This is a genomic window from Amycolatopsis sp. CFH S0740, from assembly GCF_004522315.1.
Taxonomy (GTDB): Bacteria; Actinomycetota; Actinomycetes; order Mycobacteriales; family Pseudonocardiaceae; genus Amycolatopsis; species Amycolatopsis nivea.
In genome coordinates this window covers 221560-236804 of record NZ_SDLS01000004.1, presented here as the reverse complement: position 1 = coordinate 236804, position 15245 = coordinate 221560, and the positions used below count along the sequence as shown (strand labels likewise).

General features: G+C 71.0%; 1 protein-coding gene. It reads left to right on the top strand.

Annotated elements, in window-relative coordinates; all coding sequences use genetic code 11:
• Positions 1–6: 6 nt before the first annotated feature.
• Positions 7–14805 (top strand): non-ribosomal peptide synthase/polyketide synthase, encoded by a 14799-nt coding sequence (locus tag EIZ45_RS09625; RefSeq protein ID WP_134662306.1) that lies wholly within the window; start codon positions 7–9, stop codon positions 14803–14805.
• Positions 14806–15245: the final 440 nt, after the last annotated feature.

Sequence of the window (15245 nt, the reverse complement as noted above, 5' to 3'; positions counted from 1 at the left end):
CTCCCCATGACCTCGTCCCGTGAGGACCGCATCGCGGCGCTGCCCGCTCACCTGCAGGAAGCGCTGCGCCGCCGGATGGCCGGAGCGGCCGGCCGCGCACCGGAGATCCCGGCGGCCGCCGACCGTTCCGGCCCGGTGCCCCTGTCGTCCGCGCAACGCAGGCTGTGGTTCTTCAGCCAGCTCCGCCCGGACGATCCCGAATACAACAGCGCGTTCGCCCTGCGCCTGACCGGTGAGCTGGACGTCGAGGCGTTGGCGACGGCGTTGCGGCTGCTGGTCGCCCGGCACGAACCGCTGCGCACGACTTTCGAGGAGGTCGACGGCGAACCCCGGCAGCTCATTCAGCCGCCGTACGAGGTGGCGCTGCCCGTGGTGGATGCCGCGCCGGAAGACCTCGATGCTGTTCTGAAAGCGGAGTACTCGCGACCCTTCGATCTCTCGCACGGACCGTTGCTGCGCGCGGTGCTCGTGCGGCTTGGGCTGGCGGAGCACGTGCTGCTGGTGTGCGTGCACCACATCGCCACCGACGGCGCGTCGATGGGCGTGCTGACCGAAGAACTCGGCCTCCTCTACCGCGACGGCGAGCGCGCGGACCTGCCGCCGCAGCCGTTGCAGTACGCGGATTTCGCGCTGTGGCAGCACAATCGCCCGACCCGCGCGGCCGGGCTGGAGCACTGGACCCGCCAGTTGACCGGCGTGACCCCGCTCGACCTGCCGACGGACCGGCCGCGTCCGGCGGCCCGCAGCACCGCGGGTGCGGTTCGTGAGTTCGCCGTCCCCGCCGACGTGGCGCGCGGGCTCGCGGAACTGGCGCGCACGTCGGAAACCACGCTGTTCACCGTGCTGCTCGCGGCCTGCCAGGCGCTGTTCGCGCGCTACACCGGCCAGGAGGACATCGCGCTCGGCACCGTCGTTTCCGGCCGGGACCGCCCGGAGTTGGAGCGGGTGGTCGGGTTCTTCGTCAACACCGTCGTGCTGCGGTCCGAAGTGGACCGATCGGCTTCCTTCGCCGACCACCTGGCCGCGGCACGGCAGACCGTCCTCGACGCCTTCGCCCACGACGACGTGCCGTTCGAGGAAGTGGTCGACGCCGTGCACGCGGGCCGGGACCCCGGCCGCAACCCGTTGTTCGACGTGATGGTGCTGCTCCACTCCGCGAACGGGACCGGGCCGGTGTTCCCGGACCTGGCCGCCGAACCGGCCGGGGTCGGGCGGGATTCGGCCAACTTCGACCTCACCGTCGAGTTCGAGGAGTCGGGCGGCCGCCTCGCCGGGCTCGTGGAATACAGCACCGAACTGTTCGAGGTCGGGACGGTCGACCGGCTGATCGCCCACCTGCTGCGGCTGCTGGCCGGGATCGTCGCCGACCCGGGCCGCCGCATCGCCGACCTGCCGCTGACCACCGAGACCGAAGAGACTCAGCTGCTCGGCTGGCGCGGCCCGGTGCTCGACGTCCCGGACGGCACGATCGTCGACCTCCTCGACCACCAGGCGAAGACGCAGCCGACGGCGACCGCACTGGTCTGCGGCGACGTCCGGCTGAGCTTCGCCGAACTCGCCGCCCGCAGCGACGTCCTCGCCGCGGATCTCGCCGGACGGGGCGCGGGGCCGGACCAGGTGGTCGCCGTGCTGCTCCCGCGCTCCGCCGACGCGATCATCGCGCTGTTCGCCGTGCTCAAAGCCGGGGCGGTGCACCAGTCGATCGATCCCGGGCTGCCCGCCGAGCGGATCGAGACGCTGCTGGCCGACACCCGGCCGGTGGTGGTGCTGGACCGCATCGGCGGCTTCACCGACGGCCCGCGCCCGGCCGCGCCGAAGCCGTCGGACGCCGCCTACGTGATCCACACGTCCGGTTCGACCGGCACGCCGAAGGGCGTCGTGGTCGAGCACGCGGCTTTGGCGAACCTGCTGGCCAACCACCGGGCCGCGTTCGGCCGCGAACGATTGCGCGTGGCGCTCACCGCGTCGCTGTCGTTCGACACGTCGTGGGAAGGACCGCTGCTGCTGGCCGGCGGCCACGAACTGCACCTGGTCAGCGACGAAACCCGCCTCGACCCGGCCGCGCTCGTCCGCTACGTTCGCGAGGAACGCATCGGCTTCCTCGACGTGACCCCGTCCTACCTGCGGCAGTTGCTGCCCGCCGGACTGCTCGACGGCGAACAGCGGCCGCGGTTCCTGATGGTCGGCGGCGAGGCCATCGGCGAGAGTCTGTGGCACGAACTCGCCGGGTCCGGGGTGGCCGCCGGGAACTACTACGGCCCAACCGAGTCCACTGTGGACGCGACATGGGCACTGGTGACCGGGGACCGGCCGTCGATCGGCCGTCCACTGGGGAATGTCGGCGCGTACGTGCTGGACGAACAGCTCCGGCTCGTCCCCGCCGGTGTCCCGGGCGAACTCTGCCTCGCCGGCGCCCAGCTCGCCCGCGGCTACCTCGGCCGGCCGGGCCTGACCGCGGACCGGTTCGTGCCGAATCCCTTCGGCGCGCCCGGAACCCGCCTGTACCGGACCGGCGACCGCGCCCGCTGGACCGCCGATGGCCGGCTCGAGCACCTCGGCCGGACCGACGACCAGGTCAAAGTCCGCGGCTTCCGGATCGAGCCCGGCGAAGTCGAGACCGCATTGCGCGCTCAGCCGAAAGTGCTCGATGCCGCCGTCGACGCGCGGGACGGCAGGCTCGTCGCGTACCTCGTCGGCGATGCCGAGCCCGCCGAGCTTCGCGCCGCGCTGACTCAGACGTTGCCCGCGCACCTGGTGCCGTCGGCGTTCGTTCACCTCGACCTGCTTCCGCTGACCCGGCACGGCAAACTGGACCGCCGGGCGCTCCCGGAGCCGGAGATTTCCGCGTCCGCGCAGTACATCGCGCCGCGAGACGACCGTGAACGGCTGGTGACCGACGTCTGGGCCGAAGTGCTCGGGCTGGAGCGAGTCGGTGTCGAAGACGACTTCTTCGCGCTTGGCGGCGACTCGCTGCTCGGCATCCGTGTGGTCGCGCGACTGCGCGCTGAACTGGGTGCGGACGTGCCCGCCCGGCTGGTCTTCACCGCCCCGACCCCGGCGCTGCTGGCCGCGCAGCTGCCCGCCGCGTCCGCGCCGCAGGAAGCGATCCCGCTGATCCCGCGCGGCGACGGCCCGTTCGAAGCCCCGCTTTCCTTTGCCCAGCAACGACTCTGGTTCCTGGACGAATTCGACCCCGGCAGCACCGAGTACGTCTCGCCAACCGCGCTGCGGCTGCGCGGCGACCTGGACGTGCAAGCGTTGAACCAGTCGCTCACCGCGCTGGTGGCCCGGCACGAATCCCTGCGCACGACCTTCGCGACAGTCGACGGCCAGGGCAAGCAGATCGTCCACCCGCCGTACGCGGTCGATCTCCAGGCGGTCGACGGCGATCTCGACACCGCGCTGGCGGCCGCGACCGGCCCGGTCGACCTGCACACCGGCCCGCTGCTGCGCGCCGCGCTCATCCGGCTCGGCTCTGACGACCACGTCCTGACCCTGGTGCTGCACCACATCGTCACCGACGGCTGGTCCTCCGGCGTGCTCCTGAGCGAACTCGCCGCCTTCTACGCGGCGTTCACCCGCGGCGACGAGCCTGAGCTGCCGCCGCTGCCTGTGCAGTACGCGGATTACGCGGTCTGGCAACGAAACCGCTCCGATTTCGACGGCCAGCTCAGCTACTGGCGGCACCGGTTCGCCGGTCTGGAGCCGCTGAACCTGTCGACCGACCGGCCCCGCCCGGCGGTCCGCACGAAGAACGGCGCGCTGCACGAGTTCAGCGTCCCGGTCGGCACCACCGCGCGGCTCGCCGAACTGTCCCGGCAACAGCGCAGCACGCTCTTCATGACCCTGCTCGCCGCCTGCCAGCTGCTGTTCGCGCGCTGGTCCGGACAGGACGACATCGCGGTCGGCACCGTCGTCTCCGGCCGGGAACGCACCGAGCTGGAAGGCCTGATCGGCTTCTTCGCCAACACCCTCGTCCTGCGGTCGACAGTGGACTTGAACCGCGGTTTCGCCGAGTTCCTCGGCGAAGTCCGCGACACCGTGCTCGACGCCTTCGCGCACCAGGACGTCCCGTTCGACCGCGTCGTGGACGACGTCCAGCCCGAACGCGACCCCAGCCGCACCCCGTTGTGCCAGGTCATGGTCGTGCTGCACAACACCCCGGACGCCCGGCCCGCGCTGCCCGGGCTCGCCGTCGAGGAGGTCGCGCCGCCGGTCGTGACCGCCGGCTTCGACCTGGCGATCCACTTCCAGCAAACCGCCGGGCGGCTCGACGCGGTCGTCAACTACAACACCGACCTGTTCGACGCGGCGACCGTCCAGCGGCTGAGCGGCTGGCTGCGGATCCTGCTGGCCGGAATCGCGGCGACCCCCGCGCAGCCGCTCGGCCGCCTGCCGTGGATCACCGCCGCCGAGCGCGACCGCGTCCTGCGCGACTGGAACCCGGTCGCCGCCGCGCCCCCGGAGCCGACTCTGCATCGGCTGTTCGCCGCGCAAGCCGCCCGGACCCCGCACGCCGTCGCGGTGACCTGCGAAGGCACGGAGCTGACCTACCGCGAGCTGGACCGGCGAGCGAACCGCCTGGCACACCGGCTCATCGGCGAGGGTGCCGGGCCAGAACTCCTGGTGGCGCTTCGGCTGCCGCGGTCGGCGGACCTGGTCGTCGCGATCCTCGCCGTGCTGAAGTCCGGCGCGGGATACCTGCCGATCGACCCGGACTATCCGCCCGCGCGGATCGAGGCGATGCTCGCCGACGCGCAGCCGGTGTGCGTCGTGGACACGGTCGCCGCGGACGACCAGCCGGACACCGATCCCGGCGTGCGGGTCCGCCCGGAGAACACGGCGTACGTCATCTACACCTCGGGATCTACCGGCATGCCCAAGGGCGTGCTCGTCCCGCACGCGAACGTGACCCGGCTGTTCTCCTCGACCGATCGCTGGTTCGGCTTCGGCGACCAGGACGTCTGGACGCTTTTCCACTCCTACGCCTTCGACTTCTCGGTCTGGGAACTCTGGGGAGCGCTGCTGCACGGCGGGCGCCTCGTGGTGGTCCCGTCCGAGACGGTCCGGTCGCCGGAGGAATTCCTGGCGCTGCTGGCCGAACAGCAGGTGACCGTGCTCAACCAGACGCCGTCGGCGTTCTACCGGCTCGGCTCGCTGCCGTCCGCGCCGTTGAGCCTGCGGTACGTGATTTTCGGCGGCGAGGCCCTGGATCCGGTGCGCCTGGAGGAATGGCGACGGCGGTATCCGGACGGGCCGCAGCTGGTCAACATGTACGGCATCACCGAGACCACCGTGCACGTCACGTACCGGGTGCTCGACGACCGCGCGACCGTCGGCGTGCCGATTCCGGACCTGCGCGCTTACGTCTTGGACGCCTGCCTCGAACCGGTTCCGCCCGGCGTCACCGGCGAGCTGTACGTCGCGGGCGCGGGCCTGGCGCGCGGCTACCTGAACCGGCCGGGCCTCACCGCCTCCCGCTTCGTCGCCGACCCGTTCGGCGAGCCGGGCACCCGGATGTACCGCACCGGCGACCTGCTGTGCTGGACCCCGGACGGCGAACTCGCCTACCGGGGCCGGGCCGATCACCAGGTCAAGATCCGCGGGTTCCGGATCGAACTGGGCGAGGTCGAGGCGGCGCTGTCGGCGCATCCGGACGTGACCGGCGCGGTGGCTGTCGCGCACGGGACCGGCGACGCCCGGCGGCTGGTCGCGTACCTGACCGGCACCGTGCCGGGAACCACGGTGCTGCGGGAATTCCTCGCCCGGTCGCTGCCCGCGCACATGATCCCGGCGGTGTTCGTCGCGCTGGACAAACTGCCGCTTAACGCGAACGGAAAGCTTGATCACCGCGCGCTGCCCGCTCCTGGTGCGCGGGTCGAAAACCGTTACGTGGCCCCGCGTACCGAGGTCGAGACCGTGCTCGCCGAGGTCTGGTCGGCGGTGCTCGGGGTGGCCCAGGTCGGCGTCGAGGACAACTTCTTCGGTCTCGGCGGCGACTCGATCCTCAGCATCCAGGTCGTGTCGCGCGCTCGCCAGGCCGGGCTGACGATGTCGTCGAAGGATCTTTTCCAGCACCAGACAATCGCCGAACTGGGTCGCGTCGTCACCACCGGCGGACCGGTCGCTCCGGCACCGGAGCAGACCGGACCCGCACCGCTCGGCCCGATCCAGTCGTGGCTCTTCGCGCACCTGGACGAGCCTTGGCGGCTGACCATGTCCGTCCACCTTGTACTGTCCTCAGTAGACGTTCCGCGGCTGACCGCCGCGATCGCTGAAGTCACCGCTCGTCATGCCGCACTGCGGATGCGGTTCTCCGAAGTGGACGGAGGCTGGGAGCAAGAACCGGCTGCCACGGAACCGGCGGACATCCTGCGGCACGCCGATCTGTCCGAAGTGGACGACGTTGGGGCCGCGATGGACGCGGAGGCAGAGCGTGCACAGACCTCTTTGGACCTTGTCCACGGCCCGGTGTGGCGTGCGGTCCTGTTCACCTTCCGCGACCGCTCGCCGCAACTGTTCCTTACCGCGCACCATCTCGTCATGGACGGCGTGTCCTGGCGCGTCCTGCTGGGCGACCTCGAACACGCCTACCAAGGCGAACCGCTGGAACCGACGGGCAGCTCGTTCACCCACTGGGCGAGGACGCTCGCCGACCACGTCCGCACCGGCGGGCTCGACGGCGAAGCCGAGTACTGGGGGAGCGTGCTGCGCGGCGTCGAGACCGGACTACCGGTCGACCGCTCCGGACGCAACACCGCGGAGTCGGCGCGCTCGGTGTCCGTTTCCCTGGGCCGGGCTGAGACTTCCGCGCTGCTGCAAGACGTGCCCGGCGCGTACCGGACCGAGGTCAACGACGTCCTGCTCAGCGCCCTCGCCCGCGTGCTGGCGCGCTGGACCGGCCGGTCGCAGGTGGTGCTCGAGATGGAAGGCCACGGCCGGGAAGACCTCGCCGCGCCGCTCGATCTGTCCCGGACGATCGGCTGGTTCACCGCGCAGTATCCGGTCGCGCTGACCGTGCCGGGCGAGGGCTGGGACGCGATCCTCAAGTCGGTCAAGGAACAGCTGCGCGCCATCCCGAACAAGGGCGTCGGCTACGAGGCACTGCGCTACCTGACCGAGTCGCCGCTGCGGAACGACCCGACACCGCAGATCTCCTTCAACTACCACGGCCGCTGGGACGTCGGAACCGCCGAGGACGGGCTCTACCGAGGCCGCGGGGAAAGCCTCGGCCACGACTCCGCTCCGGACAGCATCCGCCCGTACCTGCTGGACGTCGTCGGCGTGGTCGAATCCGGCGAACTGCACCTGACCTGGGAATACTCCGCCGAAGTGCACGAGGAGGCGACCGTCCGCGGCCTGGCCGAGGCGACCGTCGAAGCGCTGCGGGAAATCATCGCGCACTGCGCCGGAGCGGGCGGCCGCACGCCGTCGGACTTCCCGCTCGCCCGGCTCGACCAGGCGACGGTGGACCGGCTGGCCGGGGACGGCCGCGAGGTCGAGGACATCTACCCGCTGACCGCGCTGCAGGCGGGCATGGTCTTCCACAGCCTGGTCGACACCGGGTCGAGCGCGTACTTCGACCAGTTCCGGCTGCGGCTGGGCGGTGTCCGCGACCCGCGTGCGCTGGCCGAGGCGTGGCAGCGCGTGGTGGACCGGACGCCGATCCTGCGCAGCAGCACGGCGTGGGACGGCGTCGACGAGCCGGTGCAGCGCGTCCATCGCGGAGTCCGGGTGCCGGTCGGCCAGCGCGACTGGCGCGGCCTCGCTGCCGAAGACCAGCAGGCTGAGCTGGCGAAACTGCTCGAAGCCGATCTGGCCGCCGGGATGGATCTGACGACCCCGCCGTTGATGCGCCTGGAGATCGCCCGGGTCGCGGACGACGAGGTGCAGTTGCTCTGGACCTCGCACCACGTCCTGCTGGACGGCTGGAGCACCGCCCAGGTCTTCGGCGAGGTGTGCGAGCAGTACACGGCGATCGTCCAAGGCACGCCAGCGAAACTGACCCCGCGGCGGCCGTTCCGCGACTACCTCGCCTGGCTCGCCGGACAGGACCGGGCCGCGGCGGAGGCGCACTGGCGCGACGTGCTCGACGGTTTCGCCGCGCCGACGCCTCTTCCGTACGACCGTCGTCCCACCGAGGCCCACCGAGCGGAATCCGGAGCGACGGTGCTGGTCGAGCTGTCCGAGGGGGAGTCCGCGGCACTGCGCGAGATGGCGAAAACCGCCGCGCTGACGGTGAACTCGGTTGTGCAGGGAGCGTGGGCGCTGCTGCTCGCGCGCTACAGCGGCGAGCCGGACGTCTTGTTCGGCACCACGGTTTCCGGGCGACCGCCCGAGCTCCCCGGCGTCGAGGCGATGATCGGGATGTTCATCAATACTGTTCCGACGCGAGTGGAAGTCCGGAATGGACAGTCGGCCGCCGAATGGCTGCGCGCGATCCAAGCTGAGCAGGCGGACGCGCGCCGGTACGACTTCCTGGCGCTCTCGCAGCTGCAGACCTTCACCGGGGTGCCGGCGGGCGCGGCGTTATTCGACAGTGTGGTGGTCTTCGAGAACTACCCGATCGAAGACAGCGGTCAGGACGGCGTCCGCGTGCTGGACGTCGAATCGCTGGACACCACGAGCTATCCGCTGAACCTCACCGCCTACCTCCACGACCGGCTCGGGCTCGAACTTTCCTACGACCCGAAGCTGTTCGACGCTGCGACGGCGCACCGGCTCGCTGGCCACGTCGCGCAACTGGTGCGCGCGATCGCCGCCGACCCGGAGCGGCGCGTCGGCTCGCTCTCGCCGCTCACCGCCGACGAGCGCGACCAGGTGCTGGCTCTGGGACACGGCGACACCGTCGACCTTCCTGCGGAGACGGTCCTGCAGGTGTTCGACGCGACCGTCGCGCGGATGCCGCATGAAACCGCGCTGGTCTTCCACGACACCGTCCTGGACTACGCGGAGGTCGACGCCCGCGCCACGCGGCTGGCGGAGGAACTGATCGAGCGGGGTGCCGGACCGGAGCGCGTGGTGGCTGTCATGCTGCCGCGGTCGGCCGAAGCCGTCATCGCGGTCCTGGCGATTTTCAAGGCAGGCGCGGTGTATTTGCCGATCGACGCGGACCTGCCGGAGGAACGCGTCCGCTTCCTGCTCGACGACGCGCGCCCAGTGGTCGTCCTGGGCAGGCCCGACGAAAGTTACGCGCCACCAGCGCCCCGCTCGAAGCGGCCGGACGCGGACACCGCCGCGTACGTCATCTACACCTCCGGTTCGACCGGCACGCCGAAGGGCGTCGTCGTTGAGCACCGCGCGCTGGTGAACCTGCTGGTCGCGCACCGCGCCGTCTTCCTCGACCGCGGGCGGGAGCGGGCGGCGCTCACCGCGTCGCTGGCCTTCGACGCGTCGTGGGAACCGCTGCTGGCGATGTTCGACGGCCACGAGCTGCACGTGCTGGACGACGACACCCGGCTCGACCCGCGCGCCCTGGTGCGGGCCGTCCGCGCGCACGGGCTCAACCTGCTCGACCTCACCCCGGCCTACCTCCAGCAGCTGCTGGACGCCGGGCTGGCGACCGGCGAGGTCCGGCCCCGCACGGTGATCACCGGCGGCGAGGCGGCCACCGAAACGCTGTGGCGGCAGCTGGCCGCCGCGGACGTCACCGGGCACAACTACTACGGGCCCACGGAAGCGACTGTCGACTCGATCCACGCGCCGGTGACCGGAGACCAGGTGCTGATCGGCCGTCCGCTGGCCAACTTCCGCGCGTACGTCCTCGGCGACACCGGCGAACCCGTGCCGCCCGGCCTGCCCGGCGAGCTGTTCCTCGCCGGACCGCAGCTCGCCCGCGGCTACCTCGGCCGGCCGGGCCTGACCGCGGACCGGTTCGTCGCGGATCCGTTCGGCCCGCCGGGGGAGCGGATGTACCGCACCAGCGACCAGGTCCGCTGGACCGCCGACGGCTCGCTCGACTACCTCGGCCGCGTCGACGACCAGGTCAAGATCCGCGGGTTCCGCGTCGAACCGGGCGAGATCGAGACCGTCCTGCGACGGCATCCGGCGATCGCCGACGTCACCGTCATCGCCCGCGAGGGCCGCCTCGTCGCGTACGTGGTGGGCGAAGCGGAGGGCTTGCGCGAATGGACGCGCGAACGGCTGCCGGAGCACCTGGTCCCGTCGGCGTTCGTGTCGCTGGACGCGCTCCCGCTCAACCGGAACGGCAAGCTCGACCGCCGTGCGCTGCCCGCCCCCGGCCGTACCGGAACCGCCGAGTACGTCGCACCGCGCACCGCCGCGGAACAGCGGCTCGCCGCGATCTGGGCCGACGTCTTGGGAATCGACCGCGTGGGCGCCGACGACAGTTTCTTCGAACTGGGCGGCGATTCGATCCTCAGCATGCGGATTACATCGCGGGTGCGTGCGGAGTTCGGGGTCGAGGTGTCGCCGCGGATGCTGTTCTCCGCGCCGACGCTCAGCCAGTTCGCCGCCGAACTCCCGGTTGAGCAGGCTGCCGCGGAGGCGATCCCGGTGGTCGCGCGGGATGGTGCGCTGCCGTTGTCGTTCGCTCAGCAACGCCTGTGGTTCCTGGACGAATTCGAACCCGGCGGTCTGGAATACATTTCTCCCACCGCCTTGCGCTTACGCGGCGAACTCGACATCGACGCTTTGCGGAAGTCGCTGAACACGGTTGTCGCCCGGCACGAATCGCTTCGCACCACTTTCGACGCGATCGACGGCCATGCCGTGCAGATTGTCCACGAGCCCGCACCGATCGACCTCCCGGTGGCGGACTTCTCCGAGGAAACGTTGGTGCGCGAAGCACTCCGTCCGTTCGACCTGCGCACCGGACCGCTGCTGCGCGCCCGGTTATTCCGGGAGGAGACCGGCGACCATGTATTGCTGCTGGTGCTGCACCACATCGTCACCGACGGCTGGTCTGCCGGAATCCTGGCCGCCGAACTGGAGACCTGCTACTCCGCCTACCTTCGCGGCGAGGAGCCACAGCTGCCCGAGCTGCCGGTGCAGTACGCGGATTTCGCTGCCTGGCAACGGGATTTCCTCGACAGCCCCGACCTGGACGAGCAGCTGGACCACTGGCGCGACCGCCTCGCCGGGCTCGCCCCGCTCGAACTGCCCACCGACCGGCCGCGCCCCGCGGTCCGCAGCAACGAAGGGGAGTGGTACGGCTTCGACATCCCCGCCGAGGTCGCCGCGAACCTGCGCGAACTCGCCGGCGCACAGCACGGCACCCTGTTCATGACGCTGGTCGCGGCCTTCCAGGTCGTGCTGTCGCGGTGGTGCGGACAGGAGGACGTCGCGGTCGGCACGGTGACCGCCGGACGTGAGCGGGCCGAACTGGAACGGCTGATCGGCTTCTTCGTCAACACGCTGGTCCTGCGGTCCACAGTGGACTCGCGCGGGTCGTTCCGCGAGTTCCTCGGCAGCGTCCGCGACACGGTGCTCGACGCGTTCGCCCACCAAGACGTGCCGCTCGAACGAGTGGTGGACGCCGCCCAGCCGGTCCGCGACCCGAGCCGGACCCCGCTGTTCCAGGCGATGGTCGTGCTGCAGAACACCGGCGACCGGCCGGGCGGCGGCACGCTGGTCGCCGAGGAAGTCGCCCTGCCCGCGACGACCGCGACCTTCGACCTGCTCGTGCAATTCGAGGAGGACGGCGGGTCGCTGCACGCCGCGATCAACTATGCCACGGGCCTGTTCGACGCCGCGACGATCGAGCGGCTCGCCGACCGGTTGCTGACCGCGCTGACCGTTCTCGCCGCGCTGCCGGACCAGCCGATGTCCGGCCTGCCGCTGCTGCCGCGAGCCGAGCTGGACCAGCTGCGGGCCTGGAACGACACCGCCGTGGCCGTCCCGCCGGCGTCGGTGGCGCAATTGTTCGAAGCCCAAGTCGCGCGGACGCCCGACGCGCCGGCTTTGCTGTCGGCTGCCGGAGAAATCACCTTCGCCGAGCTGAACGCGCGGGCGAACCAGCTGGCGAGGCTGCTCGTCGACCGGGGTGCCGCGCCGGAACGGATCGTCGCCGTCCGGCTGCCGCGCTCGACCGCGCTCATCCTCGCGGAACTAGCAGTGGCGAAGACCGGGGCCGCGTTCCTCCCGGTCGACCCGGGTTATCCCGCCGAACGCATCGAGTTCATGCTGCGCGACGCCGACCCGGTCTTCGTCGTGGACGGCGAACTCGACGCCGGGCAGTACGCGGACACGAACCTCGATGTCCCCGTCGACCCCGACCAACCGGCGTATGTCATCTACACGTCGGGTTCGACCGGGCGGCCCAAGGGCGTCGTTGTTCCGAACAAGGGTCTGGCGTCCTTCGCCGCCGCCGAGATCGAGCATTTCCGGATCCGGCCGGGCGACCGGGTGCTGGCGTTCAACTCGCCCAGCTTCGACGCGTCGGTCTCGGAACTCTGCATGACCCTGCCCGCCGGCGCCGCGCTCGTCGTGCCGCCGGAGGGTCCGCTGCTCGGCACGCAACTTGCCGAGGTACTGGCGGAATACCGGGTCACGCATGCGCAGTTCCCGCCCGTCGCGCTGGCGACCGTGCCCGAGGCGGCCTTGCCGGACCTGCGGACCATCGTCGTCGGCGGGGATGTCTGCCCCGCCGAGCTGGTCTCCCGCTGGGCACCCGGGCGGCGGATGATCAACGCCTACGGGCCGACCGAAACCACAGTCGTGACCTCATGGAGCGAACCGCTGTCTCCGGGCGGGACGTTGCCGATCGGCAAACCGATCCGGAACACCGAAGTGCACGTGCTGGACGCGGGCTTGCGCGAGGTGCCAATCGGGTCGGCAGGCGAGCTGTACGTCCGCAGCATCGGCCTGGCGCGCGGCTACCTGTCCCGCCCCGGCCTGACCGCCGACCGGTTCGTCGCCGACCCGTACGGCCCGCCCGGCTCGCGGATGTACCGCACCGGCGACGTGGTCCGGCTGACCGCGTCGGGCGACCTGGAGTTCGCCGGGCGCGTGGACGACCAGGTCAAGATCCGCGGCTTCCGGGTGGAACTCGGCGAAATCGAGTCCGCCTTGCGCCGGCACCCGGCGGTGCACGAGGCCGTCGTCGTGGCTCGGGAAGCTCAAGGGCACAAGCGCTTGGTCGCCTATGTGGTCGGCGAAACCGCCGAACTGCGCTCCTTCCTGGGCGAGACTCTGCCGGACTACCTGATCCCCTCGGTGTTCGTGCCGCTCGCCTCGGTCCCCGTGAGCCCCAACGGGAAAATCGACCGCGCTGCCCTGCCCGCGCCGGACCTGTCGGCCCTGCAGACCGCCGAGTACGTCGCCCCGAGCACTGATTCGGAAGAACTGCTGGCGAACGTGTGGGCCGAGGTGCTGGGGATTCCGCAGGTCGGGACCGCGGACAACTTCTTCGAACTCGGCGGTGATTCGTTGCTGAGCATCCAAGTCGTGCACCGCGCCCGGCAGGCTGGGCTGGCGATGCGCTCGAAGGACCTGTTCACGCACCAGACGGTCGCCGAACTGGCCCGGGTGGTCCAGCCCGCCGATGCGGCCGAGGACGATCGCGAGGCCGTGGTCGGGGCCGTTCCGCTGACTCCGATCCAGCGCTGGTTCCTGGATGCTTCGCCGGTCAACCCCGCGCACTTCAACCAGTCCGTGCTGATCGAGCTGAACGGTCCGGTCGACGAGGAAGTGCTGCGCCAGGCTGTCGATGCGCTGGTAGCTCACCATGATGCGCTCCGGTTGCGCTTCGAGCGAACCGCCGAGGGCTGGCTCCAGCACAACGACCCAGTCAACTCCGGCTCCGTCCTGCGCCGAGTGTCCACTGTGGACCTAGAGCGGGCCGCCGACGACGCGCAGGCGAGCTTCGACCTGGCCCAGCCTCCGCACCTGCGTGCTCTCCTGTCGGATTCCGCCGAGAACCCGTACCTCTTCCTGGTCGCCCACCACCTGGTGGTCGATGCGGTCTCATGGGGGATCCTGCTGGAGGATCTGGAACGGGCATACCGGCAGATCGAAGCCGGGGAAAAGCCGGATCTCGGCGCGAAGACGACGTCCTTCCGGGACTGGGCACACCGCCTGCGCGAGTTCGCGGAATCCGGTGCACTGGACGCCGAACGCCCGCACTGGGCCCGCGACCTGCCCGGCTGCGAGATCCCCGTCGACCGGGTAGGCGCGGCTCCGGAACCGCAGGAATCGGTGTCGATCCGCGTCGGCGAACGGGACACCGATGCTTTGCTGCACCTCGCTCCCGGTGCCTACCGAACGCGGATCAACGATGTCCTGCTGACCGCTCTGGCCTGGACGCTCACCCGCTGGACCGGCGACCCGGCGGTAGCGATCGACCTGGAAGGCCATGGCCGGGAGGAAATCCTGGACGACGTCGACCTGACCCGGACGGTCGGCTGGTTCACGACCGTATTCCCGGTCGCCCTGACAGTCGACCCGGCCGCGACCTGGCGAACCCAGGTCAAATCCGTCCGGCGCCAGCTGCGCGCGGTGCCAGGGAACGGGTTCGGACATGGGGTTCTGCGGTGCTTCCGCTTCCCCGACCTGGGCCGGAGCACGCCGCGGGTCGCCTTCAACTACCTGGGCCAAGGCGAGAACACCGCCCCGGGCGACGGACTGTTCCGCCGCTCGCTCCCGCCGCTCGGCCGAGACCAGGACCCGGCGAACCGGTCGCCGCACGCACTGGAAGTCGTCGGCGGGGTGCGGGAGGGGAAGTTGGAGTTTTCCTGGTACTACCAGCCGGATCAACATGCCCGGACGACGGTGGCCGGAGTGGCGGCGGGGTTTGCGGAGGCGTTGCGGGCTATTGCTGCGGATTGCCGGGGTGATGAGGCATGAGCGGGTCTCTGGACAGGGGCTGTTGCCGCGTGGATTCCTCAGGTGTGTTGGGGGCTGTTGCGGCGGATTGCCGGGGTGATGAGGCATGAGCGGGTTGCCGGGCCGGGGCTGTTGCCGCGTGGATTCCGCAGGTGTGTTGCGGGCTGTTGCGGCGGGGTTGCCGGGGTGGTGCGGCACGCGCGGATGTCCGGACAGGGGCTCTCGCCGGGCCGGTTTCGCGGGTGCCGTGCGCACTGGTTGCCGGGAGCTGAACGGCCTTGCCCACGAGGGCTGTCGCCGAGCTGGTCCCGTGGGTGTGGTGCGCGCTGATCGGCGGGGCATGGGCGGGCTTGTCCGCGAGGGCTGTTGCCGGGCCGGTTCCGCGGATGCGGTGCGCGCTGATCGGCGGGGCATGGGCGGGCTTGTCCGCGAGGGCTGTTGCCGGGCCGGTTCCGCGGATG

Coding starts and splice junctions, on each gene's coding strand:
- EIZ45_RS09625 (WP_134662306.1), top strand. CDS start 7: ATGACCTCGTCCCGTGAGGACCGCATCGCGGCGCTGCCCGCTCACCTG.